General features: G+C 41.0%; 23 protein-coding genes and 1 tRNA gene. 8 read left to right on the top strand and 16 right to left on the bottom strand.

All coding sequences use genetic code 11. The annotated features are described in order from the left end of the window. Nucleotides 1-27 precede the first annotated feature (27 nt). Nucleotides 28-612, top strand: a complete 585-nt coding sequence (locus tag MHB50_RS12690) for a carbonic anhydrase (RefSeq protein ID WP_077109514.1) — start codon at nucleotides 28-30, stop codon at nucleotides 610-612. 4 nt (nucleotides 613-616) lie between these two features. Here the strand turns inward: MHB50_RS12690 and MHB50_RS12695 are convergent, their stop codons facing one another. The 5 genes from MHB50_RS12695 to MHB50_RS12715 all read right to left on the bottom strand — a co-directional run bounded on the left by MHB50_RS12695 (nucleotide 617) and on the right by MHB50_RS12715 (nucleotide 3,621). Further along, a complete protein-coding gene (locus tag MHB50_RS12695) occupies nucleotides 617-1,822 on the bottom strand; it encodes an iron-containing alcohol dehydrogenase (protein ID WP_077109513.1) in 1,206 nt (401 codons plus the stop codon). A gap of 205 nt (nucleotides 1,823-2,027) precedes the next feature. Then, on the bottom strand, nucleotides 2,028-2,318 hold the full coding sequence (locus MHB50_RS12700) for a hypothetical protein (protein WP_139345525.1): 291 nt from the start codon (nucleotides 2,316-2,318) through the stop codon (nucleotides 2,028-2,030). Continuing rightward, nucleotides 2,302-2,742 (bottom strand): Hsp20/alpha crystallin family protein, encoded by a 441-nt coding sequence (locus MHB50_RS12705; RefSeq protein WP_077109512.1) that lies wholly within the window; start codon nucleotides 2,740-2,742, stop codon nucleotides 2,302-2,304. The genes MHB50_RS12700 and MHB50_RS12705 overlap by 17 nt, the downstream gene beginning before the upstream one ends. Nucleotides 2,743-2,849: 107 nt before the next feature. Beyond that, nucleotides 2,850-3,041, bottom strand: a complete 192-nt coding sequence (locus MHB50_RS12710) for a hypothetical protein (RefSeq protein ID WP_340083857.1) — start codon at nucleotides 3,039-3,041, stop codon at nucleotides 2,850-2,852. Between the two features lie 46 nt (nucleotides 3,042-3,087). Next, on the bottom strand, nucleotides 3,088-3,621 hold the full coding sequence (locus tag MHB50_RS12715; protein WP_340083858.1) for a VOC family protein: 534 nt from the start codon (nucleotides 3,619-3,621) through the stop codon (nucleotides 3,088-3,090). A 1,827-nt stretch (nucleotides 3,622-5,448) separates the two neighbouring features. Between MHB50_RS12715 and MHB50_RS12720 the strand changes: the two genes are divergently transcribed. Continuing rightward, on the top strand, nucleotides 5,449-6,210 hold the full coding sequence (locus MHB50_RS12720; protein WP_340083859.1) for a GNAT family N-acetyltransferase: 762 nt from the start codon (nucleotides 5,449-5,451) through the stop codon (nucleotides 6,208-6,210). An 82-nt stretch (nucleotides 6,211-6,292) separates the two neighbouring features. Here MHB50_RS12720 and MHB50_RS12725 read toward each other — a convergent pair whose 3' ends face one another. Continuing rightward, the gene (locus tag MHB50_RS12725) at nucleotides 6,293-6,436 is read right to left on the bottom strand and encodes a hypothetical protein (protein WP_171973774.1); all 144 of its coding nucleotides are present in this window, start codon (nucleotides 6,434-6,436) and stop codon (nucleotides 6,293-6,295) included. Nucleotides 6,437-6,603: 167 nt separating this feature from the next. On the opposite strand from MHB50_RS12725, the gene MHB50_RS12730 reads away from it, so the two are divergent. Beyond that, a tRNA-Arg gene (locus MHB50_RS12730) sits at nucleotides 6,604-6,676 on the top strand. A gap of 323 nt (nucleotides 6,677-6,999) precedes the next feature. Here MHB50_RS12730 and MHB50_RS12735 read toward each other — a convergent pair. Beyond that, nucleotides 7,000-9,096 (bottom strand): CocE/NonD family hydrolase, encoded by a 2,097-nt coding sequence (locus tag MHB50_RS12735; protein WP_340083860.1) that lies wholly within the window; start codon nucleotides 9,094-9,096, stop codon nucleotides 7,000-7,002. 715 nt (nucleotides 9,097-9,811) lie between these two features. Here MHB50_RS12735 and MHB50_RS12740 point away from each other — a divergent pair. Beyond that, nucleotides 9,812-10,135: a DUF3784 domain-containing protein gene (locus tag MHB50_RS12740; RefSeq protein WP_339163996.1), complete on the top strand. Its 324-nt coding sequence runs from the start codon at nucleotides 9,812-9,814 to the stop codon at nucleotides 10,133-10,135. Nucleotides 10,136-10,254: 119 nt separating this feature from the next. Here the strand turns inward: MHB50_RS12740 and MHB50_RS12745 are convergent, their stop codons facing one another. The 4 genes from MHB50_RS12745 to MHB50_RS12760 form a co-directional block, all read right to left on the bottom strand. Further along, the gene (locus MHB50_RS12745) at nucleotides 10,255-11,016 is read right to left on the bottom strand and encodes a hypothetical protein (RefSeq protein ID WP_340083861.1); all 762 of its coding nucleotides are present in this window, start codon (nucleotides 11,014-11,016) and stop codon (nucleotides 10,255-10,257) included. Between the two features lie 77 nt (nucleotides 11,017-11,093). Continuing rightward, entirely contained in the window at nucleotides 11,094-14,057 is a 2,964-nt protein-coding gene (locus tag MHB50_RS12750) for a DEAD/DEAH box helicase family protein (RefSeq protein ID WP_340083862.1), read from the bottom strand. 16 nt (nucleotides 14,058-14,073) lie between these two features. Continuing rightward, nucleotides 14,074-16,083, bottom strand: coding sequence for a site-specific DNA-methyltransferase (locus MHB50_RS12755; RefSeq protein ID WP_340083863.1), 2,010 nt, complete (start codon nucleotides 16,081-16,083; stop codon nucleotides 14,074-14,076). 207 nt (nucleotides 16,084-16,290) lie between these two features. After that, on the bottom strand, nucleotides 16,291-16,809 hold the full coding sequence (locus MHB50_RS12760; RefSeq protein WP_340083864.1) for a hypothetical protein: 519 nt from the start codon (nucleotides 16,807-16,809) through the stop codon (nucleotides 16,291-16,293). Between the two features lie 373 nt (nucleotides 16,810-17,182). Between MHB50_RS12760 and MHB50_RS12765 the strand changes: the two genes are divergently transcribed. Then, a complete protein-coding gene (locus MHB50_RS12765) occupies nucleotides 17,183-17,329 on the top strand; it encodes a hypothetical protein (RefSeq protein ID WP_171973773.1) in 147 nt (48 codons plus the stop codon). Nucleotides 17,330-17,456: 127 nt separating this feature from the next. Continuing rightward, nucleotides 17,457-17,603 (top strand): hypothetical protein, encoded by a 147-nt coding sequence (locus tag MHB50_RS12770; protein WP_171973772.1) that lies wholly within the window; start codon nucleotides 17,457-17,459, stop codon nucleotides 17,601-17,603. A 41-nt stretch (nucleotides 17,604-17,644) separates the two neighbouring features. Here MHB50_RS12770 and pabC read toward each other — a convergent pair whose 3' ends face one another. The 4 genes from pabC to MHB50_RS12790 form a co-directional block, all read right to left on the bottom strand. Further along, the gene (gene pabC / locus MHB50_RS12775) at nucleotides 17,645-18,490 is read right to left on the bottom strand and encodes an aminodeoxychorismate lyase (protein ID WP_340083865.1); all 846 of its coding nucleotides are present in this window, start codon (nucleotides 18,488-18,490) and stop codon (nucleotides 17,645-17,647) included. 1 nt (nucleotide 18,491) lies between these two features. Then, nucleotides 18,492-19,070, bottom strand: coding sequence for an aminodeoxychorismate/anthranilate synthase component II (locus MHB50_RS12780; RefSeq protein WP_340083866.1), 579 nt, complete (start codon nucleotides 19,068-19,070; stop codon nucleotides 18,492-18,494). Continuing rightward, nucleotides 19,054-20,475, bottom strand: coding sequence for an anthranilate synthase component I family protein (locus MHB50_RS12785; protein ID WP_339164014.1), 1,422 nt, complete (start codon nucleotides 20,473-20,475; stop codon nucleotides 19,054-19,056). Before MHB50_RS12785 ends, MHB50_RS12780 begins: the two co-directional genes overlap by 17 nt. A 426-nt stretch (nucleotides 20,476-20,901) precedes the next feature. Beyond that, on the bottom strand, nucleotides 20,902-22,149 hold the full coding sequence (locus MHB50_RS12790; protein WP_077109961.1) for a GTPase: 1,248 nt from the start codon (nucleotides 22,147-22,149) through the stop codon (nucleotides 20,902-20,904). A 267-nt stretch (nucleotides 22,150-22,416) separates the two neighbouring features. Between MHB50_RS12790 and MHB50_RS12795 the strand changes: the two genes are divergently transcribed. Together MHB50_RS12795 and MHB50_RS12800 are read left to right on the top strand one after the other, a co-directional pair. Further along, a complete protein-coding gene (locus MHB50_RS12795) occupies nucleotides 22,417-22,662 on the top strand; it encodes a hypothetical protein (protein ID WP_236016915.1) in 246 nt (81 codons plus the stop codon). A 21-nt stretch (nucleotides 22,663-22,683) separates the two neighbouring features. Then, complete coding sequence (locus tag MHB50_RS12800; protein ID WP_236016916.1) at nucleotides 22,684-23,538, top strand: endonuclease; 855 nt, start codon at nucleotides 22,684-22,686, stop codon at nucleotides 23,536-23,538. On the opposite strand, the gene MHB50_RS12805 is transcribed toward MHB50_RS12800, so the two are convergent. Beyond that, nucleotides 23,517-24,659, bottom strand: a complete 1,143-nt coding sequence (locus MHB50_RS12805; RefSeq protein ID WP_077109959.1) for a DEAD/DEAH box helicase — start codon at nucleotides 24,657-24,659, stop codon at nucleotides 23,517-23,519. The genes MHB50_RS12800 and MHB50_RS12805 overlap by 22 nt on opposite strands. Between the last annotated feature and the right edge of the window lie 19 nt (nucleotides 24,660-24,678).

The raw sequence follows: 24,678 nt of genomic DNA on the forward strand, positions 1-24,678 counted from the left end.
AATATTGCCTTAGGAGGGAAGATCATCATGTCCTTATTAAATGAAATCCTTAAATACAACCAAACATTTATTGAAGAAAAAATGTACGAAGCTTATGCAACAACAAAATTCCCAGATAAGAAACTTGTTATTTTAACATGCATGGACACGCGCCTCGTTGAATTGCTCCATAAGGCAATGAATATGAAAAACGGTGACGTAAAAGTGGTAAAAAATGCGGGAGCTATTCTCACCCATCCATTTGGAAGTATTATGCGGAGCCTGCTTATTGCCGTTTATGAATTAAAGGCGGATGAAGTTTATGTCATTGGTCATCACGATTGCGGCATGAGCGCTATCGAAAGTGATCAAGTTCTAGAGAAAATGAAACTTCGCGGCATTAAACAGGACACATTGGATATTATCCAAAACGCCGGCATCAACCTGGATGAATGGCTGACAGGGTTTGACAGCGTGGAACAAAGCGTTGAACACAGTGTCAATATGATTCGAAATCACCCATTAATGGCGGGTGAAATTCCGGTTCACGGGCTCGTGATTGATCCCGTTACAGGCAAGCTTGATTTGGTCGTCAATGGTTATGAGAATGTAAAAGCCAATGACCAAACATAATGGATTAATGAAGCGGTTTGCCACTGATTTCCTGCACTGCAAACGGATAATCGTAACAAACCATATAAAGCTCCATTAACTCTTCAACACTCGGCACCTTTGGATGATTGGCCGGACTGCCGCTGTCAATCGCATCCTTCGCCATCTTGGCCAAGGATTGTCTGAAGGTCCCCTCTTCTATTCCCCAACTTTTCAGGTTGGGAATGTCCAGCCGGGCACAAAGCTTTTTCACCGAGGCAATAGCCACTTCAGCCGCCTCTTCATTGGTGAAGGCTTTGTCCCTTTCAAAGATTCTTCCCAAATCTGCGAGCCTGTCAACGCAGGCATCTTTACTGTACTCCAATACGGCCGGGAGAAGCATGGCATTGGAAATGCCGTGCGGAACATGAAACAAGGCCCCAATCGGCCGGGACATGCCATGAACCAAACAAACCGAAGCATTGGAAAAAGCAATCCCAGCCTGCAAAGAACCCAAGGACACCTTTTCACGTGCAGCGATATTGTCCCCTTCGCGATAAGCGCTTTCAATATATTCCACTATCAGTTTCATCGCCGACAACGAATACATATCTGTCATGGGATGCGCTTTTTTTGATAAGTATGCTTCAATGGCGTGACTTAAAGCATCTATTCCTGTAGCGGCTGTCACATTTTTCGGTGATGACACCGTTAAAATAGGATCGACAATGGCACACGCAGGCATAAAAGCCGGCTGTTTTATCATCATTTTGACGTGGTTGGAAGTATTCGTAATCACTGTCGCATCTGTTGCTTCCGAGCCTGTACCGGCTGTCGTTGGAATGGCGATATGGGGCACGGGCGCATTTTTTGCAAGCTTCTTTCCACCCATGTAATCCCCAATATTGCCCCCGTTTGTTGCCAAAACGCCGACCGCTTTCGCTGTATCAATGCAGCTGCCTCCTCCAAGGGAGACAATAACGTCACAATCGTGAGCGATGTACAGTTTGAGCGCCTCGGTCACGTAGCGATCAGTCGGCTCAGAATCGATATCGAGATATAAAACACTGGATATTTCGGAGGATGTCAAATAATGCCGGCATTTTTCCACATTTCCGAGCTTTTCCATGATCCTATCACTTACAATAAGTGCTTTCTTTCCTCTCTCTGCTGTTAGTTCACCCACTTTTTCAAAAGCATGGCTTCCGTAAATAATAACAGGCGGCATGGAAAAGCTTGCGTATGTATACATCTACCTTCCTCCCTGAATTTGAATATATACTGAATATTTTAACCTTTCTCACAAGAAAAGCGCAAGTGGCCGTTTAGCGAAGTACCGGGAACATAGGCAATGACATCAAACGGGTGGGTTAGGCCCATAAGATTTGGAGCATGCCGACGGGGCATTCTTAGTTTGGGAGCCTTTAAACTTCACTGATAAGAAACGAAAACAGAGCTCAAGATCGAAAGCGGTCTGTTGGCAAGGCCCAGCAGCAACGTCCACAAACAGCTTGCGCTTTTTCTCGTACGATGATGATGTTGTTCCTAGCTTTCTTTGACAAGTCGAGTCGCTTGCACTCCTGCACTAGTACGTCAAAACGACTTTGTGATCGACACCCTTGAAAAATATGCTGAAGCTGGGAAACACCAGGCTGTTGTTGTACGAATAAAATCCAGACTTTCCCATTGTAAATAAAGAAAAAGCCGGAGGCTGCTCCTCCGGCTTCTATTTTAATGAAAATCAACATCGATTTTGTTTCTGTTTTGACCGTCATCTTGCATTTTCGGCATTCGAATTTCGAGTACCCCATTTTTATAGGTGGCTTTTGCATTGCCCTCCAACGATACCGGTGACGGCAAAGGGATCGTCCGCTGAAAGCGACCTGTAAAACGCTCCTGCTTGTGCATTCTGTCTTCCTTAATCTCATTGGAGCGTTGGATGATTCCGCTGATCGTCAGCGTGTTCTGATCATTGATATGAATCTGGACATCATCTTTCTTTTCCAGCCCGGGAAGATCACATGTGGCTACCACTTCGTTTTCCGTTTCATACACATCCACTTTCGGTATGCCGAACTCCCTGTCCATCCCAAAGTCCGTCGAAAATAACCGATTTAAATCTCTCCTCATATTGTCCAGTTGGCGAAAAGGGTCAAATGGTACTAAAGACATTTTTCCATCTCCTCCCATGTTAGTTATTCATGGAAAAAGGCAGAGAGCCTTTCAATTCTCTTTTACCCGATGTCAACACAAATGAAACATAAGAAATGATCGTTCAGTTAGTAAAATACATAAAGGCCGTTAAACAGTTCGATTGATTTTTTAATGTTAAAATGATTTACATGAATAGCGATCGGACGCTTTGCTTTGCCTTGTATAAACTTCAATTCCACGTTTCCTACCTGAAGCAAAATGGCCTCTTTCTTGTAAAACTCATCTAAAACAACAGATGGTTCCGGCGATTGCAGCAATTTTCCCCAATGAGCAGCGTACTCTTCAGGTGATGGGACAGCATAATCAATTTTGTTTACGTGTAAATGTTTGCTGTTTTTCCGGGATCATACCCCGCTCAGAAAATTCTTTGAACCTGTCCGAATCATCCTGTTCCCATTGGATGAAGAAGGGATAGCGGATCGGGAAAGATGGAGTTTCCACAAACATCATTTTCCACCGCAACATCGTTCCGTCTTCTCTTATCCGTTCCGCGTTTACTATTTCTCCGGGTGTAAAACCTGAAGCAACGAGCCGTTCACGAAGCGATAGTAAGTTATGCGTTCTAAAACAGATCGTTCCGAATCCTTCCCCTTTCTGTAAATCTTCGTTCATTTGTTGTATTAAAGGATTGCTGGAAGTTCTAGCAATCGCATCGTGTTCTATCGCCAAGTATTCCACATATGAAAGCCCGAAGTAGAGCAAACTGTTCCAACTTCCCCATTGAAGATGCGATCCCCCTTTCACAGCATGAAGACCGTGTTTCTTCCACTCAAAAATGGCCGATGACGGATCTCGGTCAATAAAATGAACGATATGGTCAAAAACCAATGCAGCCATTGAATCACCATTCCTTTACTTTTTTATCATTGTATCAGAGTTTATAAGGACAGATTGACGACGATCTTATACTCACAAGGGACAATCTTACGATTGCTGGCTGCCTCAAAATCCGTACATCCTTGTAGTGGCGTCGTTTTTTTGATGGGCCCGAAACTTTCCCAACCTTGTACCGCCTGCCATCTGCGGCGGAACATTGTGCCTTAGGGATCTGTATCATATCTCAAAACGGACTCATTACCGCAGGCCAGGGTATATTCGCAACCAAATAGGCCATTATACATAATCTCCTTAAATAGGCTTGATCATTTTATAGCAACCTCGCTGGCAATAGGCCTTACCGTACACAATTTTTGAAATGGCCTATATATCCTCTTCAATAATATCATTGTATCGTTAAGGGTATCCTTTCTGATTGATGATCCCATTTTATGATTGCTTCAATATCCGAATTCTTGCTTATGTCAGTACACCCACTATACGGTAACGTAAAAACGGCTATTTTTCTCTAATGGAACTGTTCCTGTTGAACGATAAATAGAGTACTCCAACACCTCTGGAATAGATCCGTTCCCAACATATTTAATGTATCCACTGCTTACTCGACAGCCATTTTTTTCATTCACTTCATAGTGTATACTCCAATTGTCACTTGCCTCCACAAAAGTAAGTGGTTTCTGTTTATAAGCAAACAAAAATATGTAAGCAAATAAAGTGAAACTTCATTCAGTAGGAGTTTTCTTCTATCTCCTACTGAATGTTAGTTGAACCAATCGGGCATTTAGGTGCCGTTTTCTCTTGTATTCACTTAAGATTTTGAAGTGGGAGGCTTACGGCACCTTACATGCGGGATAAAGTGAAACTTCATTCAGTAGGTGTTTTCTTCCATCTCCTACTGAATGTTAGTTGAACCAATCGGGCATTTAGGTGCCGTTTTCTCTTGTATTCACTCAAGATTTTGAAGTGGGAGGCTTACGGCACCTTACATGCGGGATAAAACGGAAACAACGAGAAAAATGATCAAAAATGTAACCTTGATTTTCATTTACAACATCCTTTTTTATTCGCGAAATAATTTGACTAATCCCTTAAGATTTATATTGCATTAATAGTACGATTATTTCCAATAATTAGTTTACAAGAATGTTTTTAAAGAAAGGAGTAGACAAAAATTATAGATAGTTGTCGATAAGTTACCCCTTTAAGTGATTCAACCAAAAGGAGTGTGATTCATTATGAAATTCCGCTGAATATAATCATCTTCTCATACATTTCTTAAACAATGGCCCGTTTGTTGGGTAATGCCGCCCTCTTCATTTTATCTAGTCTCTTTTTTCTTCGAGAAAACCACGCAAAGAATCTCCTGCTTTTTTCTCTCCGGCAGCCACGCTCGTTCCCTGACTTCCAACAACAATTTTTTGTTTCCAATCATTTTCTTTCAATGATGGTGCGAGCTTCAAATCATGTTGCTTTAGGTTGCTTTCAATCAGGGTTTCGTTGCTCTGGCATTTGTTGAAGCTGAAGAGCATGTTGTTTTTGCCTGCTCTTTCTGCCGGTTGTCACCACATTTTTATCAAAGTCTTAACGTCATTACTTTGTTTAGGGGCATGACTGGGATCCGTTATGGCATCATGAACCAGTGTCCCTTTTGCTCCGCTCTTCCGATCATCTTTGCGGCAAATTCAAGCTTCATGATCATTACAGTTGTCCATTTCACAGCGTGACTCCATATGATGTTTGCTTCCATTATCGGGCAAAGTTAAAATAGGAGTAACATACGTCTTAGAGAAAATCACAATCTATAATAATGAATTTGGAGATGGAACAATGGGATTTGTTCAAATAACAAAAAGGAATATCGAATCCGAACATATATGCTGCGCATTAGGGGCAAAACAGTACGAACACGCAGTAAGTGAGAAAAAGAAGTGGCTGACAGAACGAATGGATGAAGGATTAGTTTTTTACCGTTTAGATGAACGTGCAAAAGTATTTATAGAATACTTGCCTGCTGAAATGGCATGGGTTCCTATTGATGCACCAAATTATATGTATATCAACTGCTTGTGGGTTTCAGGCCGCCATAAAAATAACGGATATGCCAAGCAATTGCTAGCACATTGCAAAGAAGATGCGATTAGTCGTGGCATGGATGGGATTGTGCACATTGTGGGAAAGAAAAAATATCCATATTTAAGCGATAAACGTTTCTTTGAACATATGGGTTTTGAGTTGGCGGACCAAACAGAACCTTATTTCCAGTTAGTGGCATTGAGATGGAATGAACAAGCTGTTTTACCTTCTTTTAAAAAACAACTAAAGACTTTCTTCGATGACGAAGGCATATCCATTTATTACACCGCTCAGTGTCCATTTGCTGTTGGCATATTGGACGAGCTGGGAAAAATAGCAGAAAACAAAGGAATCCCTTTTAAAACTGTTAGGATAACCACTAAAGAGGAAGCACAAAATGCACCGACAATCTGGACAACATTTGGTTTGTTCTATAATGGAAAATACATTACACACGAAATCATCAGTCCAAACAAATTTGACAAATTATTAACAAAACTATTAGCAGCCGGCTAGTCCATAACCGACCAATAGAAGATTTGAAGATCATATTATATAAAAAAACCGCCTGCAATATTATACGGCAGGCGGTTTTTGATCAGCCACTTTTTTGTTGATCAGAAGGTAGCTCATCTATTTTTTTGGAATCTTCCGAATCTAGCGCACCGCCAAGGAAGTATATTAAAAATACGGCGATAACACCAAGAAGGATAGACAAGCCAATGAGTACGCCCAGTTGCATAAACATCTCCTCCACCCATACATTGTCCGCTTTTCATCTGCGCACAACTGAAAAGCAAGGATGTACATCCTTTTCCGTTTGTCTATTTTATAGTATATATCATTTTGGACTTTTCAACAAAGATAATGTGTATTATAATAGAAAAGGTCATTTATGAATAACAACTTGGCTCCGTAGCTCAGAGGATAGAGCGTCGGTTTCCTAAACCGTGCGTCGCAGGTTCGATTCCTGCCGGGGCCGTACCTAAAAAGCCAGTAACAGCAAGGGGTTCAGCGTTTATGCTCCCTTGCTTTTTTTGTTACCATTGACAAAGTGGCACGTATTGGTCACCTTTCGTCTAAAAACGGTCAAAACCAACATTTGTGTTTTAAGCCAATAATGCTAGAAACAAAGTTGAACTCACTCACATTTTGATATTCATTCAGGATCGTGAACAAGTGGATCAAAAAATCGTCTCATCAGGCTAATTGATAACATACAGGAGATTTCATAAAAAACCTCTCTATTATGAAGTGTATTCGAAGCTGACGATTAAATCGCATTTAATGAAATCCTTGTCTTTTTTATTTGATGATAGGCAATTGCACATATGACAGATGGTTCCCTTGATGATAAACTCGTTGTTTGGCCTTTAGGAAATCAATATCTGTTGCAGGATCTTTTCCGGTATTGGAGTTTGGAAAAATATAGTTATCCGCACTGGAAGTTATCGTTAAACGAATCCGGTGTCCTTTCTTAAAGGTATTGGCTATTTTCGATGTGCGAATAACATATTCTTCCACTTTATTTGGTTCAAGCAAAATCTCTCGTTCAAAACCTTTTCTGAATCGGGCACAAAACACACCATCCACTAGTTGAATAGAATTGCCTTTCGGGTCAACATCTGTTAGGCGAACAACCCAATCCGTATCTTTGGCAGAGCTGGAGGCGAATATTTTCACATAAATGTCCCCGGCAATCGTTATTGGTTTATCCAAAGGTGCGGAAGTGTAAACTAGTACGTCCTCTCTTTCTTCCACTTCTTTATAATTGGCCGGGACGCCAATTTCATTTTCCGATAGATCAATCAAGTGCGGAGCCGGGTTTTCCGGATCATATACAAATTCATCATACCCCTCCTGGACAGATGAATCGAACAATAGAGTACCATCCCCATAGGAAGATTTGGCACTGCTTTTGCTGCTTATATACATATTAGTCCATTCAACATTTTCAGGAGGCCATTGTTTGGCTGTCACCCATCTGTTTTCACCGGTAACATAATATTCGACGATTGAGCCGCCATCAATTCCATTATTTATTCCTTTTAGTTTCCGATCAAACCATTGCAAATAGTAAAAATCGATATCATAACGAAGCGCATTATTACCGAAAGCAACGCCTTGGATATCACGAGTCGTATTTGCATCATGCATCCACGGCCCGAGAATAATCTTCTTATCATTGTCGGCATAGTCTTGTACTACTTCCAGCGCTTCCGTCGTTCCCTTCCCGTTATCATCATACCATCCTGATACGATCATGGCTGGCACCTTAATATTTGCTTTATATTGATACCAATCCGACTTTGACCAAAAATCATCTTTCGCAAGGTGTGCCATCCATTCGTTCCAAAAAGGGACTTCTTTTCCCAATGCCTTTTTCGGGATATCTCGTAATGGCCGAATGTTCAAAACTTTACCCCAATCTGTACGATGCATATTTTCCGGCTTAAATTCTTTTTCCACCATTGCAAAGACCCAAGCGAGCGTGCCGGATACGAAGGTGCCCCCTTTTCTGGGAATATCGATAAAAGGACTTCCGGCGGTAACAATACTGACTATGGCCTTTAAATGAGGATTGCCGCTGGCTGCGGCAGCCCATTGAACATACCCGCCATAAGAAGCACCGATCATCCCGATGTTTCCGTTACACCAAGATTGCTCGGCAATCCAATTTAACGTATCATCGCCATCTTCTATCTCTGAATACATCGGTAGCCATTCACCTTCTGAATCTTGTCTTCCTCGCGTATCTTGGATAACGACGACATAACCACGTTGAATGAAATCCACATACGATCGTTTGTATATCATTCGTCCATAAGGCGTCCTCACTAAAATAACCGGCTTTGGTCCCTCAAGTTTACTTGGAACCCATACATCTGTAGCCAATCTAATTTCATCTCTCATAGCCACCATAAAGCTCCCGAGATGTTCAATACCGTATGTTGCTTTCGATACTTTTGGGTGATCCCAAAGTTTTATAGGTGTATTTGCTTCATATCCTTCCTTAACCAAAACACTGCAATTGATCCTCGAAGGGCATATAAAGGCAACTGGTTCTCCATCTGCCAGCACTATATCGAGCGGAAACTTTTTCTTTCTTTCAACCCATACGATTTTATCTTCCTCAAGTCTTTGATAAACAGCCCCCCAGGACGTGACTACCTGCTGTTTTTCTGTTTGAAAAATATTCCTGTATTCATCCAGACGCTCCCAAATCTCTCGCGGATTTATATGGTAGTAATCTTCCAGTGCCTTTGTTTGTGTGTCCGTTACGCTTACCTGATCATCCCATTCGTTTGTCATAACGTTTCTTTCTCGAAATAAGATCCCGTCACTATGAAATGTCAATGTCGCATCATGAATTCCTGACCGATATAACAGATAGGTCGCCATTTAATCTCCTCCTATTTTTAGGCATCGATGATACATTTAATGAAGTATGTACGCCAATCCCCAAATAATTGAACCGATGACTCCTACAAGGCTAACGAGCGCTCGCCACTTAGCTGAAGCCGCAACTAACACAGAAGTTGCACCATCCGCGATTGATGCAACGACGGAAATAATGACATATTGGTAATCACTATTAAAGATACGACACGACTGCATGCCATATAAGCGAAAAGATTACAACAACAAAACAATACAAGGGTTTAATACATCTTCTCAAAGACAAGAACGATCACATTACTCTAAAATATAATATCTGTTCATATTGTCAAAACAAAAAACCTTCTTCTTGAAAGAGGTCGTCCTTTTGTGGCATTAGAAAAAGGATTACCTTCAAGCTTCTGTATAAGTTGTTTGATGAAATATTTTAAAAAGATTATTTTCACACCTTTCCACAACTTGCTATTTTGCGTTATGATGAAATCAATGCATGGTTGTAGAGCTGTTAGATTGAAGAAATGGCCCAAAGACTTTGCTTCGTACCGAAACCAGCCAGGTTCTCGCTACTTCCACTTGTTGCGAAAAGCGAATGGTCGATTTCATGATCAAATTGCTAGTTGGAGGTTAAGGGATAGAACCCGTTTATAGCATTTCTGGTACTCTTATTCAAATCAATCATGAGTATTGCATTCAATATGAAGCAAAGGAAGGTGCCGTTATGTTTGAAGCTATCATTCTCATCATTATTTTCATTTCGTTTTTCATTTTCGCTATCATATTGTCAAGAGGAAAAGGAGCATTTTTGATTGCGGGTTATAATACAATGTCTGACAGTGAAAAAGCTCAATACGATGAAGTGGCTTTGTGCAAATTTATGGGGAAAATCATGTTTGGCGTTTGCTTAAGCATCTTATTGTTGACATTAAGTGAGGTGTTAGGGAAACAAGTGTTGTTGATTATAGGTCTTATTTTACTTCTTACTCTTATTATTTTTGCCTTGGTGTACTTAAATACAGGCAACAGATTCAAAAAGAAAGCTTAACCTTCGATTTATTTCATTTTTGAATCAGGTGGAATGAAATAAACTCGGAGTTATCGTGTATTTTCTACTCTCTTATTTAAAGCTTTTACATAATAAAAATCTCCATACATGAGATGTCTCTAATCATTCATGAAATCATGTATTGTCATGCATCTGCCATCTGATATGACAATGTCTTGATCATAATGAACATGAAACACTCTCACTTGACTGGGATCGTCAAAACAAGGGTTTTTTGTTTTTCTATTATATACAATATCGAATTGTATATCGCTCATTTGCGCAAGTTTACTTACTACCCTGAAATTATTGTAATCTGCTAAAAATGGCCGCCATTGATTTAGGGTAAAATAAGATCGTTTTAATTCGTAAAAGCGCTCAATAACGTCCTGACTTGAGATTTTAAACATGTCTATATCAACCGCAATCATTCGATTTCCGAGATTTCCTCTCTGCCAATTCATGTATGCGCTGGATGATTCGCTATTAATCGCTTTTTTTGTAGGATTACGATTCATTTCTAAATGAAACGATTGCAGTTTCTTGGCTAACTCAGGCAACGGTATGTTGGCAAAGTTGCCATCTCTTTTTGCCATAGCGACTTCTGTTATTTGTGTAACATCTGTTCTAAAAAGAATTGTGACAAACGGAACCCCTGATCGGTGGCTGATCTGGTTTAAAAGCGCATACATTTCGTAATAGCTGTTCGACAATGGTTCATCGGCTTTCACTCCAGCCGCCAAAATCAATACTTTGGGATGAAACGTATTCTTATCTCCATATATGAGCGCCCAAATATTGCCTTTTGGAAACTTGAATAAAGGATGAGGATTCTCGTCCAAATAACGATAAATCGCATTTGTATGATAATAATTTCCCATTGAATAACCCCCTTTAAAATAGAAACACCCTTAGACATGATTCGTCACTAAGGGTGAATTTTCCTGCTCTTCCTATTTTATTCTATGCGTGATTTTTCCCACCAATCACGAACTGTTTGATCAACAACCCCATAATTGATACCCAGCTTGCCAAAATATTTTTGAGCACATTTGACTTGGGAAATATTCAGACCGCTTTTCAAATCTATAATGAATTCAAGCTTTACTTCTCCCTCTTTTTCTAATCTGACCATTCCCCAGCCGGGTTTATAATTGCCAATCACTTTTGGGAATTTTATTTTGAAATGGGGCGGGAATTTAAAATAAAGCTTCGTGTTGTCAGCATCAGGGATGACTCGTTTCAACATAAAGTCACGTTCAACATCTGAATCAACTTGCACTTTATCATATAAGCTGTTTATCCCGCCCGCGATCAACTGCTTCTGCGGACACTTGCCAGTGACAGGAAATATTGCATTTACATCATACAATGGCTCCGCCATTACCGTAAATTCAATGTTTTCGGCGATGTGATGACGGGAAACTTCCTGAATCCGGGATAGAAACTCACGAATCCAGCCCTCGGGGTTTATCCATATAAGCTTTCTTTTTTCAAGATCCATTTTTTTAAATATCGTTATGATCGTTTTTTTTGTTAAATTTGTTTCTTTTGCCGCCCTCTCTATAAAATTGGGTATGGGGTATTTTTCACTAAAAACACTTGTTTGGCTTTTTTCAATATGACTGGTTTTTTCAGTGTGAAATATGAATGGACTTTCTTTTGTGAGGATCTCCCCATTGGCAAATGTAAGAGATTGTTCCTCACTTTTGCTGCTATAATTGATTTTCTTAACGATGTAATGTTTCAATCGGATATCATTTACTAGTTTATAAAGACTGTCCCCTTCCTGAACTGCTTCATTTCTCTTATAACGATTGCCGGTGGAATCTTGAACCACAATGGTGATATGTGCTTTTTCACCCCGGGTTTCCCTTAACGCTATCTTATATTGATGCATGATAAACTTGGCGCGGGAAATTTCCATTTTAGGCTCAGGGAACTTGGTGGCATTTAACCTTTTCACACATTGATTGATGAGCTTTTCCGTATCAATGTTTATTTCGTACTTTACTTTCTGATTTAATTTCGCCCAAAAATGTTGAAACTCTGAAGAAAGAAATAGACTGTCATTGCGTTTAACAATGGCTTGCCGCGGCTTTTTTGGCTTCTGAGGAGGTTTATTTCCATCTTCTTCATATTCATGTTGCAAACTTGCCACGTAGTTCTCATAACTTTCATTGGCGATGACCGTGAGGATATTCATTTCATATTCCGCAGGCCTCTCCCCTTTTTGGTCTACAGCCAATCGTAATCCTCTTCCTATTTCCTGCCTTTTTTTGATGTTAGAAACAGTTTGATTTAATGTGCAGATTTGAAACACATTCGGATTATCCCAACCTTCTCTGAGTGCAGAGTGGGCAAAGATAAAAGAGACCGGTTCTTCAAAAGAAAGTAATTGTTCCTTTTTCTTCATAATTAATTCAAAAGCGGCTTTTTCCATTTTTCTTTCGGTTTGATTGCGGCCATTCGTGTCAACCGCTTCATCATCACTCGCCGTCTTGCCGGGCTTTGCAAAATAACCTTCTCTGACTTCACTCGGCTCCATATTGGAAAAAGAAGGAAATTTCGTCTTTAATCTGTTAAAACACTCATCAAACAACCTTCTAATAAGAGCCTCTTTACCGGTATAATTTTTCACTTTGTCGATAAAAAACAATGATAACACTTTAATTCCTTTTTCTTTCAATTCCTCTTGTTTAGCCATATGCACTTCAATCGTTTTTTCAATTTGTGCTCGAAAAATACTTTCTTTAGATGCAAGTGCATGATGAAAACTTAATTCAAACCCATTTTCAAACGAAACTTTTTTATGTTCGTCTTTTTTGCCATACTGGATTTCCGTCACTTTCAATCCGGCATAATCTTGTAATCCGGTGATCTTTTCTAGATCAGAACCTTGTCTTAACAAGATGTCTCTTTCCTTTTTTATTCCCTTATCCAATACATTCACTTTTACTTTTGCCGCTATTGGCTGGCGAACTATATCCATTAACCGGATTAAAGGAACATTGAAGTTGTCCAAATCAGATATGCCGATCACTTCAATTTGTTTCACAAGATTATTTCTAAAAGCATCTATTGGCGTAAGACGATAACATAAGTTGGGCGTCTCTTTATGGGTCGCCGAATATCTTAAGACAAATAAAGGTTTTAGTGTGCGGATGGCTTCCTTGGCTATTTTTGTATGAAAATTTTGCGGTTCATCCAATACAACGATAGGTCTCGTTTCTTGGACAAAATGAATGGGCTTTTTATCACCTTGTAATTGTTCGGTCATTTTATAAAAGTTATTGGAAGGTTTATTAAACGAATCCATTGTCATGATCATGACAGATAGATAGGGGGTTTCGGCATACTCGCGCAATCTGCCCAATTTAGCGCCATCATATTGAATCAAAGATATTTCTTCATTATCGTACAATGACGCAAAATGGGATTTTGTCATTTCAATTGTTTTTACCACACCTTCATAAATGGCTATGCTCGGCACAACGATCATGAACTTTTTATACCCATAGATTTTATGTAATTCATGGATGGTTCTTACATAAACATATGTTTTTCCGGTGCCGGTTTCCATTTCGATTGTAAAATGCGGAATAGCAATATGTTGGTCATGGTGAATGCCATTCAGAAGAGGCCCTTCATCGAGTTCTATTTTGGAAGAAAGCGAGATTTCGCTCCCTCTCTTTTCAAGATTGTTTTTCTGTTGGACTTGTTGCAGGTTGTGCAACAGAAGATGATGATCCAATTGTTCATCCAAGCCCGCATTACTAACGATTTTATCATCTATATGGGTTGGCCAAAAATCAACGTTATCAAGTGTCGGTACTCCCTCAAAAAGCTTTACAACACTATTGATCGCATCAAGTTGATATTGTTGTTCAGAATCAAACTTTATTTTCAAATGTTGTCCCAATGATACTCTTCCTTTTTTAGAGTGTTTTTACATTTAACGTTTCAGATAAGACCATTTTTAATGTGTCGGTTACGGCATCGTCCAATACAATCAAAACATCCCCCTTGAATGGGATAAGATCATTGGCTGTATGTTCTTCCAGCTTCTTGTCCAGGCATATATATAAACTGTAGTCGACGCGGTCATGTGTAATCTTCCACACTTTGTTGTACCGCACATTTTTTAAAACTTCCCTATTGCTATCAAGGGGAAAACCTTGAACTAACAAAAGTTCGGTTATGACATTTTCTTCATTCCAGCCTGGAACGAGCGGTGAATAATCAAACTGTTCTTCCAATTCTTCAATACGATCCCCGTCAAAATCAGACCATTGTCTAATATTTGTTTTCCCTAAACCAAAAACCTTAAATCCGCAATCAGAAACGGCTCCCCTTTGCTTTATACATGTCGCGGCTTCCATTAACCTTTTCTTTGTTATTTGGGAAATAGTGTTAAATCCGGATTTTCTAGCTGCCGAATTTTTGGCTGTTTCTTCGGGAACCTGAACCAAAATAAATCTTCTTCGGGTATGATATTTTTCATTTAATTCATAGACTGCATGACCCGTTGTGCCTGATCCCGCAAAAAAATCTAATATGATATCATCTTCCTCAGTAAAAAAGTGTATCATGTCCATAGCGAATCTATAAGGCTTTGGATTTTCAAAAGGCAGCCCCAGCTTGTTAAACAAATCATCGTCGCTTCCGCCATACCTGAGGATGGATGGGATATTTTCATATAAATATTCTTTTAAAAGATATTTTCTATTTGGTATTGTTTTTTCATCTTTCCCAAAGAGGATTTTATTTTCTTCCAATAATTTTCTCATTGTAGAGGGAGGATTTCTCCAGCCTCTTTGAGGAATCGCACAAGGTTTTTTAGTTTGGGGATGAATCAATGGAATAAAATAATGGTCAGGAGCCTGCTTTTTATTTGGCCAAGCCATTGAAACTGGACGATATACATCCCCATTTTCATCAATACATTTATAAGCGGCTTCCCCGCCCGATAGATCATCTTGGGTTTGTAACCATTTTTTATATTCTTCATTCACAGCGTCCAAATCATATTCTTTGATATGTTCTTCCAGAATCGATTTGGGTAATGTATATTTTTGGGCCACTTCTTGAAGGTCATCCGGCAAACTTGTCTTGCCAAGCTTGCTGAATAGCTCCTTGGCTTTTCGAATCATTTTTTCAGCGTTTCGTTTGGGTCTTTTTATTTCATGTTTTGCGAGCAAATAATCCTTATTTCTGGCGTAGACTAATATGGATTCATGTTGATAAGCGATGCCCGTAGCATCCCCCTTGGGATTTCGCTTATCCCAAATGATATGTCCAAGTCTATTTTCTTCTCCAAATATTTCATTCATCAGCAATTCCAGATTGCTCTGTTCGTGTTCATCTATATGTATGGCGATAACTCCTTCTTTTTTAAGCAAAAACTTTGCCAACCGTAAACGCGGATACATCATATTTAACCAATTAGTATGAAATCTGCCGCTCGACTTGGGATTGCTCGTTAACACTCCTTCTTCGTCCGCTTGTCCGGTTTTCAATAAATATGATTGTACAGACTCTTTGTATTCATCTTCGTAAATAAAATCATTCCCGGTATTATAGGGGGGGTCAATGTATATGAACTTCACTTGTTCTCTATAGCTTTTTTGCAGTATGCGGAGAACTTCCAAGTTTTCTCCTTCAATCAAGATATTTCTGGTATTTTCAACGTTTATCCCTTCATGTTTCATAGGATAAAGTGAACCTGTAAATGGTTTTGCAGCCAGTTTTTTAGCTTCCACTTTTCCGGGCCATTTTAACTCATAAAAGCCGTCTTTTTCCGAAGAAAGATCCAGAATATGTAATTCTTCTTTTAATATTTCCAGGTTAAAAGTTCCATCAGTAAACGCTTCTGGAAATAATTCTTTTAATACATCTATTCTTTCTTGATCAGACCTTTCGGGTTTATTGAGTTTTTCTATAGACATTAGCGTATTCGCCCCTATTAATTGGTGTTCTTATTGTAAAATATATCGTCAGTGAGAATGTCCGTTCGCATTTCATTATAACAATAATTTGCTTTAAACAACAAATGCGTATTATTTTCATTATACAACCATAAACGGCTGTCAATATAAGTTTGCGGTAGCGGACCGAAGGGAGCGTACAAAAGAATGTAGCCAAGGTAACCAAATTTACCGGGCTTCGTAAATGGATCCGTGCCTCTGAGACCAGCTTTCGGTTATGACTAAATGGAATTCGGAATTATCTTTCATCTTTCGGTCCAGAATAGGTTTTTTTACTGCGATTGCTAAACGATTGTCATCATTTAACAAAACCACTAGACAAATACCCATTTTACGAAAAATAGGTTTCATGTTTTTTCCTGGGTCATATGGTGTATAAACACAAAGCAAGGAAGGTGATCTACATGCATCATTATGGCTACCATGGTTATCCAATGCATCATTACGGATATCCAATGCACCATCACGGGCATCATCATCATGGCCACCACCATGGGCACCACCATTGGCATCATCATGGATATGAATTGGATCAAATGCAATTTCAACATCAGGGGATACATCCCTATTCCATGCACCATGCCCACCCTCACCACCACCATCATATGTATTAAAGAGCATCATGAAATCAATAAAGAGAAGAACTATTTTTTGAGCGCTTTTACAAGGCGCTCTTTTATTTATCATGATCGCCAGGACTCCCGCTTTAACAAACATTGCGTTGCTTTTTAATCATGGCTCACTATCTATAAACGGTTATCGTCTCGAGGACGGTTAGGAGGTTGAGCAATTGAATGAACATTTCCGCCATTTTATTCAGCCCTGTCGTGTTCCTTTTCTTTGTTTTCCCGCGAACGGCTTGTTGATGTTGCTAGCTTGACAGCCGAGTGTGTCGTTTTAGATGGAGCGGCAGATTGTGATAGAATCCCTCTGTCTTGTACCTTGGTGGATCATCATCATCGCAAAGGCCCACGGCAAACGATACAAAACTGAAACGCATTTTTTTATGATGAATGTAATTCGGCGGCAAGCATACATATTGTACCAAGGAGGAATGCTCATGGAATTATGGATTACAATTGGATTAACAGGTGTGTTGGCGGCTATAGCGGGATTTCTTATTTATTACATTCGTACTGTGTTGGATTTTGATGACACACGTACAATTGATTCCTCCCCTTCAGATGAACAGAAAGAGAATGAGTAACATACCTCCCGCATAATTGTCCTAATATTTTTAAAAATGAGTTGACAATTAGGAATATGATGTTTATTCTATTAGCAAACGGGGTAATGATTGTACTAAACGATCACAAAACTGGGAGGGAACAACGTTGGACTTATCGGTTTTGATTGGACTGGTCGTTTTTTTAGCCGTAGTTGCCGGAGGACTCGTATTTTTTATCGGTTCTGCCCTTGATTTTGAAGATGCCAGGAAAGTCGATCGGCCCCCTTCTAAAGATTTACATCATGAAAATTAGAAATCAAAATCTCCTGCAGCCCGCAGGAGATTTTTTCTCTTCTATTTATCCATCTTTGATATAGCGTCCTTATATTTTTCATAAAGCCGCCCGACTATGACTCCCTTGTTCCCCGGCAGTTTGCATTTCATGAACTTGTGAACAGGGACGATTTCCTGGATGGAGTTGGTAAAAAATATTTCATCCGCCTCTTGCAGGACATTTTCTTTAAACAAGCCTTCTATAACGGGAATGTCTGCGGATCTAGCCAGCTTTAATATCAATTGCCGTGTAATTCCGTTTAAAATCCCTGTTTCCAGGGAGGGTGTGTACAACACACCCGCTTTTACCCAAAATAGATTGGAAGTAATGCCCTCTGCCAAATATCCTTCTCTTGTCAGAAAAATTCCTTCCCTATCGCGGTCAGGCCCCAGCTCCCTTTTCGCTGCAGCATTGTTGAAAAAGTGATGGGACTTCATCCGGATTTCCGTTTCCGGTGTATTGCGCCGCAGTTTTAAAATGACCGCTTCTTTTTCCTGAAGGGGAATGAGCGGGGGAAGCGATTTTTGAAAAATAATAACAGTTGGATCGATGTATGGCGCGGTTTGCAGCCCGATGTCACCTTCTCCCGCAGATACATTCATTCGGATGTAGGAATCGGGGAGGCCGTTTATCAGGCATAATTCCTGGATAATCGGCTTTACTTCTCCTGATGTAAATGATCTGTCTATCTCCAGCTCTTCTAATCCATGATTCAGCCTTTCTATATGCTCCTCCAATAAAAACGGCTTCCCGCCATAAGTACGAATCGTTTCAAAGACGCCCAATCCGTATAAATAACCGTGATCAAAGGGGGAAATAACGGCGTTTTCCTTTTTGATAAACTTCCCATTTAAAAATAAAACCATGTTATTTCACAACCAATTCTATTGATTTCAGAAAGTTTAAAAAAATCCATTTTCCTTCCCGGGTCATGATCGATTCTGGATGAAACTGGACACTTTCGACTGGCCATTCTTTATGACGGATAGCCATGATTTCTTCATTTTCGCTTTGTGCACTCACTTCCAAACAAGCTGGGAAGTCTGTCTTCTGGATAAGAAGTGAGTGGTAGCATGTTGCTTGGAACGGATGATCCAGTCCGGCAAAAACGGATTTCCCGTCATGATGAATTTCTAATGTTTTCCCATGCAGCACATATTGTGAACCTCCAATTTCACCTCCAAAAGCTACGGCAACCGCCAAATGTCCAAATCCAATGCCAAGGATGGGAACTTTCCCTAAAAAATGGCGGATGATATTTACCGTTGTGCCCTCTTTGTCGGGAATACCCGCTCCTGATGAAAGAATGATAGAGTCAGGAGCCAGTTTGTCCATTTCTTCGATGGACGCATGAGCTGATATGACCGCCACTTCTCTTCCCGTAGCGCCAATCATCTGGACAATGTTATATGTGAATGAATCATCATGATCAATAATCAGTATCAACGCTAATCCCTCTTTTCTCTGCCGCTTCCTTTGCTTTCCAAAGGGCTTCCGCTTTTTTCAATGATTCCCTATACTCCGCCGCCGGATCTGAATCAATGACAATTCCCGCCCCGGCTTGTACATGGCACATTTGTTCTTTGATTACCATCGTGCGGATCGTAATATTGAGATGGAGATCGCCGTTAAAGCCAATCCAGCCAAGTGATCCTGTATAGACCCCGCGTTTTATTGGTTCTAATTCTTCGATGATTTTCATTGTGCGAATTTTAGGCGCGCCTGTAATCGATCCGCCGGGAAATATGGCCTCGATGACATCATTTACAGTTTTGTCTGCGGACAGCTCGCCGCCTACATGTGAAACAAGATGCATGACATGGGAATACTTTTCGATGGCCAACAGTTCATCTACTTGAACAGTTCCGTATTCGCATATTTTCCCAAGATCATTCCGTTCCACATCGACAAGCATAATATGTTCCGCCCGCTCCTTTTCATTGAAAAGCAGTTCCTCTTGCAGGGCTTGATCCTCCGTTTCATTTGCACCCCGGGGCCTCGTTCCCCCAATCGGTCTTGTTCCCACATGCTTGCCATGTTTTTTGATTAACAGTTCCGGCGAGCCTGACACAATTTGAAATCCGGGTGTGTGAAAATACCCCATATAGGGTGAGGGATTCAGCTTTCGCAATTCTTTGTATACCTGTATAGGAGGAACGGCTATTTTTTGGGATTGGCGCACCGTAAGGTTCACCTGCGAAACTTCGCCAGCTTGAATGTATTGTTGCACCTTTTGAACGGCCGCCTTAAACTCCTCTTCCGTGAAGGAAACTTGCATATCTTGCTCATCCGCTACGGGTTTGTCAAAGACGGATTCCTCAATGGCCGGCTTGGAAGCTTCCATCCACTCATGTTTCATTCGGGTAATCGTTTCCTCTGCCTGTCCGTGCTTCAATGCCATTAACCAGAGAGTCTGCTCCTCGTGGTCAAAAACAGCCCACTCGTCAAACACCAAAACATATAATAATGGAAGCCGCAAGTCGTCTTTGGCGATTTGCGGCATACTCGCCACATGTTCTATGTAATCATAGCTAATAAAACCAATGGCTCCGCCTTGAAAATCGGGGATTTCCGGCAAAGGGGCAAAAGAAAAGGGCTTCATCCACTTTTCAAGCTCCTCTAATGGCTTCCCTGCCATGATCTTTTTTTCACCATGATGAAAAATCTCCAAACCGTTTTCATTCGCTCTTGCCTCGGCAAATGGTCGAATGCCTGCAATACTGAACCGCCCGGTCCTGCCGCTTTCCAATAATACGTGCCGATCCTCGTTCCGGGTCAAATGAACATATGCGCGAAAAAAGCTTTCTTGATCAAAAGGGATTTTTTCAAACAACACATTTCTGTTTGCCATCTGTCAGTCATCACTTCCTGCCTTGTCAGTATAAATGTCTTCTTCAAATTTTATAGTACATCGTTAATAGAGTACAAGTATTATCCCGCATGTAAGGTGCCGTAAGACTCCCACTTCAAAATCTTGAGTGAATACAAAAGGGCTAAGTGGGAGAAACGGCACCTAAATGCCCGATTGGTTCAACTAACATTCAGTAGGAATGGAAGAAAACGCCTACTGAATGAAGTTTCACTTTATCCCGCATGTAAGGTGCCGTATACACCACTTCAAAATCTTGAGTGAATACAAAGGTCTAAATGGGAGAAAACGGCACCTAAATGCCCGATTGGTTCAACTAACATTCAGTAGGAGAAACGCCTACTGAATGAAGTTTCACTTTATGTAAAGCAAAATAAAACTCCGCAACATAAGCGGAGATTTGATAGTTTATGATTCTTTTTTTTGTTCTTTTCGAAATTGCTTTTTTCCCTTCTCAAATGCTTGCTTTGCTTTTTTCAAATCTTTTCCTTCAATGTAGTATGAAATGCCGGCCTGACCAATCCCATACGTTACCCCACCTGCCACTGCGCCGGAAATGACGTTGCCGGCAGCGGGAATTAGTTTGGCCGCTGAACGGGCTCCTTCTCTTACGAGAAAAGCCACTCCAAGATTGACTCCAAGCGCTCCAATAAACTCGCCGGCAGTGGCCTTGCTGATTTCCCTGCCCGAAATATAGGCAATCGCCATAATCATAAACGCCTGAAGTGCCGTCAACAGCGGCATATCCGCAAACGGTATCGGCTCAATTCCGATGATCATCGCCATACCGGACATCGTGACGACGATCTTCTGTGCCGCTTTTTTTTTAGCCGGGATCGCCTTTGCCGCTTTTGCCGTTTTTAATTTGGCGTCGTTTGGAAGGACGTCGACTAAATATGCGGCCAGCTCATCTACGTTCCAGCGCATATCGTATACGATATTTCCATCTTTGTCAAAATCGGCATATGTGCAAATTGGAATCGTCGTGATCAGAGGAATTTTATGTTCCTTAAAGCGTTTTTCCATCAAATTGACGGCCGCTTTGATATTTTTTGCTTTTTCCGGATGCCCATCGAGCGGCAGTTCTTTATAGTAAGGCGGATCAAGCTCATCCACTTGGCTCACGATGCAAATGACTGGAACATCATAGGCGTGAACCTGGCGGATGAACTCCCTGATGTCGTTTAGCTCCCGCAAATCCTCCTCCACCCGTGCATCGATTTCCTTTGCCTTGATTAAAAACAGGAATACATCCGGCTGCTCCGCTTTTACTTCTTTTTTTAATTGATCTATCGCACGATCTTCGTCGGCTGCTTCAAGCGGCTTCTCGCTTTCACCAAGCCCCCTGGAATCAAGCAGCCTGATCTTCGGGTCTTCATCTGAAGGGTACCATAGCCATTTTCCCCTTCCAGTTCCCGCCTGGACCGGGCTGACTACTTGCCGCCTTTCTCCAAATAATGCATTGATGAGAGATGATTTCCCGGCTCCTCTTCTTCCCACAAGCGCAATTCTTGGTTCCCGCGCTTCGATTGTAAGCTCCTTTAATTCAAAGATCTTGGATTTCATTTTTTGTTTTGCGTTGCCGGAAATTGGCAGTCGATCTACTTGATCCTTTAAGTTTTTAAATACAGAAAAAAAATTTTTGTCATTGCCCATCTCGATCCCTCACGATCTGTAATATGTAAATTTATCCCGCATGTAAGGTGCCATTTACATCACTTCAAAACCTGGGTTGATACAAAAGGTCTGAGTGGGAGAAAACGGCACCTAAATGCCCGATTCGTTCATCTAACATTCAGTAGGAGATGGAAGAAAACGCCTACTGAATGAAGTTGCAATTTATATTTTCCCTCTTTTTCCGTAATTGAACCATTTCTATTTCTGTTTCTTCATCAAAAGATTATAATGAACAGGAAGGGAACGATGATTATGGAGCTTTTACATTGGTCATACTCAAAAAAATACAATATTGTGGCAAGGTTTCATCCATTTTCCCACTCAAAAGTCATTTTCAGACAGATCAAGGACTATTATTTCATTTATACCATTTATTGGTCTTCCGAAGATCCTGTCGTTGTCCGCAAGGATTTGGAAACAATGGAAATTCTGCTGAACCGCGAGCTTGGAACAGAACAAGCCTACTTTAATAGGCTTGCCTACAATCATTAATTCGGCAGAAACGGAGTGATCATGATGACCGTCCATCTTGTCCCAACGATCAAAACTTTGGAGAAGAATCTTTATAGATTAAGAGAGAATCAGCTAGTTTATTACGATGCGCAAGCAGACAGGAATGAAATCATCCAATATTATCGACGTGTCGACGTGTGGGAAACGAAATCCATATACCGGCAATTGCACGCCCTCGTCAAACAAACCCATAAAAACCGCGTGCCCTATGGGGTAAGCAAAGACCAATATTTATATACGTGGGTGGATCTGCAGCCCGACGGAGGAATTAAAAGCATATACTCCGGAAAGGATGAAGATCCGGCTATGTTGATTGCAAAAGATGATGAAGTTCGAAAAAAGCATGAACAGTTATTGGCGGAAAACGGCCTCCCAAAATATATGCCGATGGAGCTCAAGTTTAATGCCGAGCACATTGTCCCGCAATCATGGTTTTCCGGTCGCGAACCGATGAAGGGGGATTTACACCATCTTTTTGCCTGTGAACCAAGCTGTAATGCCATTCGGTCCAATTTTCCATACTACGACTTTCCGGAATACAACCCGGAATTGCCTACTGAAAAAATACGGAACCATTGCGGAGTCGCTTCGTCCGGTTTATTTGAACCAGAGTTTGGAAAAGGAACGGTCGCCCGTGCGCTGCTTTATTTTGTCCTCCGTTACCCGAAAGGGATCAAAAAAGCATTTCGCAAAAAAGTGGACTTCCCGCTCTTGCGGAAATGGAACAAGACCTTCCCACCCGAGCTTTACGAAAAGCACCGGAATCAAGCCATTTTTCATATTCAGGGAAACCGCAACCCATTTATCGATTTTCCCGAGCTTGCGGATAGCATTTATTTTCCTCTGCGTTGGTAATTTTTTGCCGGATGAAAGCCGCCTTTATAAAGGCGCTTTTTGCTGAGTGGAATCCCTAAAAGTTTGCCATATTTTTGCAGCTCGCGTTCATCCCTTGGAGAAACGAGCGAAACAACTGTTCCGAATTTCCCCATTCGCCCTGTTCTTCCTGAACGGTGGATATATTGTTCCACGTCCTTCGCCAGGTCAAAATGAATGACGTGGGATATCCCTTTTATATCCAACCCTCTGGCTGCTATATCTGTGGCGAGCAAGATGCTTACATCCCCGGAGTCAAGCCTTTGTAACGCCTTTTTCCGTTCATCTTTGCGCATATCACTGTGAAGGATTTCCAAATCAACACCTTCATAGGATAACTTGTCGGCAATGACATGCAAGTTGCCAATAGACCGAATGAAAGCGAGGCCTTTCATCCCGTCCATTTTCGCGATTTTTCCAAGCAGGTTGATTTTTTCACGCGGTTCACACAACAAATAAATATGTTCGATCTCAGATGGTACAGCTAGTTCCCCCTCGACCACAATCCTTTCGGGCTCCCTTCCAAGCATGGCTGTTACTTGGTCGGGATCTTGCAATGCGGTTGCTGAAAACAGCAGCAACTGGCGGTCATTGAGCGCCGATTTCACGACACGCCGGACATCGTCAAGATGTTCCTTGCCGAGCAGTTCGTCCCCTTCGTCCAGCACAATGGTTTTCACTTCATGCATCTTCAGTTTTTTCATTTGAATCAGTTCCCAAATGCGCCCTGGTGTTCCCACAATCAGTTGTGGGCGCTTTTTCAACTTTTCCATTTGCCGCTTTATATTGGCCCCGCCAACAAGGGAAACGCTTGTCAGCCCGGTTCCTATAGACCATGCTTTTATCTCTTCAAAAATTTGCATGACAAGCTCTCGGGATGGAGCCAAAATGACTGCCTGTGTCGCTTCCTTTTCTTCATCCACCCTGTTTAAAATCGGCAGTAAATAGGCAACTGTTTTGCCAGTGCCCGTTGGAGATTGAGCGACCACATCTTTACCTTCCAAAATAGAAGGTATAGCTCGTTGTTGAACAGGCGTCGGCTCTGTAAACGACTTTTTCCAATTTTCCTGCAGGGCAGGTTTTAAGCTATGTAAAAAATTCATATTACTTCCTCATTTCAAC

Source organism: Siminovitchia sp. FSL H7-0308 (genome assembly GCF_037980985.1).
Lineage (GTDB): Bacteria > Bacillota > Bacilli > Bacillales > Bacillaceae_C > Siminovitchia > Siminovitchia thermophila.

Excerpts from the sequence above, each read along its gene's own strand:
- MHB50_RS12690 (WP_077109514.1), top strand. The coding sequence starts at position 28 with ATGTCCTTATTAAATGAAATCCTTAAATACAACCAAACATTTATTGAA.
- MHB50_RS12695 (WP_077109513.1), bottom strand. The coding sequence starts at position 1,822 with ATGTATACATACGCAAGCTTTTCCATGCCGCCTGTTATTATTTACGGA.
- MHB50_RS12700 (WP_139345525.1), bottom strand. The coding sequence starts at position 2,318 with ATGTTGATTTTCATTAAAATAGAAGCCGGAGGAGCAGCCTCCGGCTTT.
- MHB50_RS12705 (WP_077109512.1), bottom strand. The coding sequence starts at position 2,742 with ATGTCTTTAGTACCATTTGACCCTTTTCGCCAACTGGACAATATGAGG.
- MHB50_RS12715 (WP_340083858.1), bottom strand. The coding sequence starts at position 3,621 with ATGGCTGCATTGGTTTTTGACCATATCGTTCATTTTATTGACCGAGAT.
- MHB50_RS12720 (WP_340083859.1), top strand. The coding sequence starts at position 5,449 with ATGGGATTTGTTCAAATAACAAAAAGGAATATCGAATCCGAACATATA.
- MHB50_RS12725 (WP_171973774.1), bottom strand. The coding sequence starts at position 6,436 with ATGCAACTGGGCGTACTCATTGGCTTGTCTATCCTTCTTGGTGTTATC.
- MHB50_RS12735 (WP_340083860.1), bottom strand. The coding sequence starts at position 9,096 with ATGGCGACCTATCTGTTATATCGGTCAGGAATTCATGATGCGACATTG.
- MHB50_RS12740 (WP_339163996.1), top strand. The coding sequence starts at position 9,812 with ATGTTTGAAGCTATCATTCTCATCATTATTTTCATTTCGTTTTTCATT.
- MHB50_RS12745 (WP_340083861.1), bottom strand. The coding sequence starts at position 11,016 with ATGGGAAATTATTATCATACAAATGCGATTTATCGTTATTTGGACGAG.
- MHB50_RS12755 (WP_340083863.1), bottom strand. The coding sequence starts at position 16,083 with ATGTCTATAGAAAAACTCAATAAACCCGAAAGGTCTGATCAAGAAAGA.
- MHB50_RS12760 (WP_340083864.1), bottom strand. The coding sequence starts at position 16,809 with ATGATAAATAAAAGAGCGCCTTGTAAAAGCGCTCAAAAAATAGTTCTT.
- MHB50_RS12765 (WP_171973773.1), top strand. The coding sequence starts at position 17,183 with ATGGAATTATGGATTACAATTGGATTAACAGGTGTGTTGGCGGCTATA.
- pabC (WP_340083865.1), bottom strand. The coding sequence starts at position 18,490 with ATGGTTTTATTTTTAAATGGGAAGTTTATCAAAAAGGAAAACGCCGTT.
- MHB50_RS12785 (WP_339164014.1), bottom strand. The coding sequence starts at position 20,475 with ATGGCAAACAGAAATGTGTTGTTTGAAAAAATCCCTTTTGATCAAGAA.
- MHB50_RS12790 (WP_077109961.1), bottom strand. The coding sequence starts at position 22,149 with ATGGGCAATGACAAAAATTTTTTTTCTGTATTTAAAAACTTAAAGGAT.
- MHB50_RS12795 (WP_236016915.1), top strand. The coding sequence starts at position 22,417 with ATGATTATGGAGCTTTTACATTGGTCATACTCAAAAAAATACAATATT.
- MHB50_RS12800 (WP_236016916.1), top strand. The coding sequence starts at position 22,684 with ATGATGACCGTCCATCTTGTCCCAACGATCAAAACTTTGGAGAAGAAT.
- MHB50_RS12805 (WP_077109959.1), bottom strand. The coding sequence starts at position 24,659 with ATGAATTTTTTACATAGCTTAAAACCTGCCCTGCAGGAAAATTGGAAA.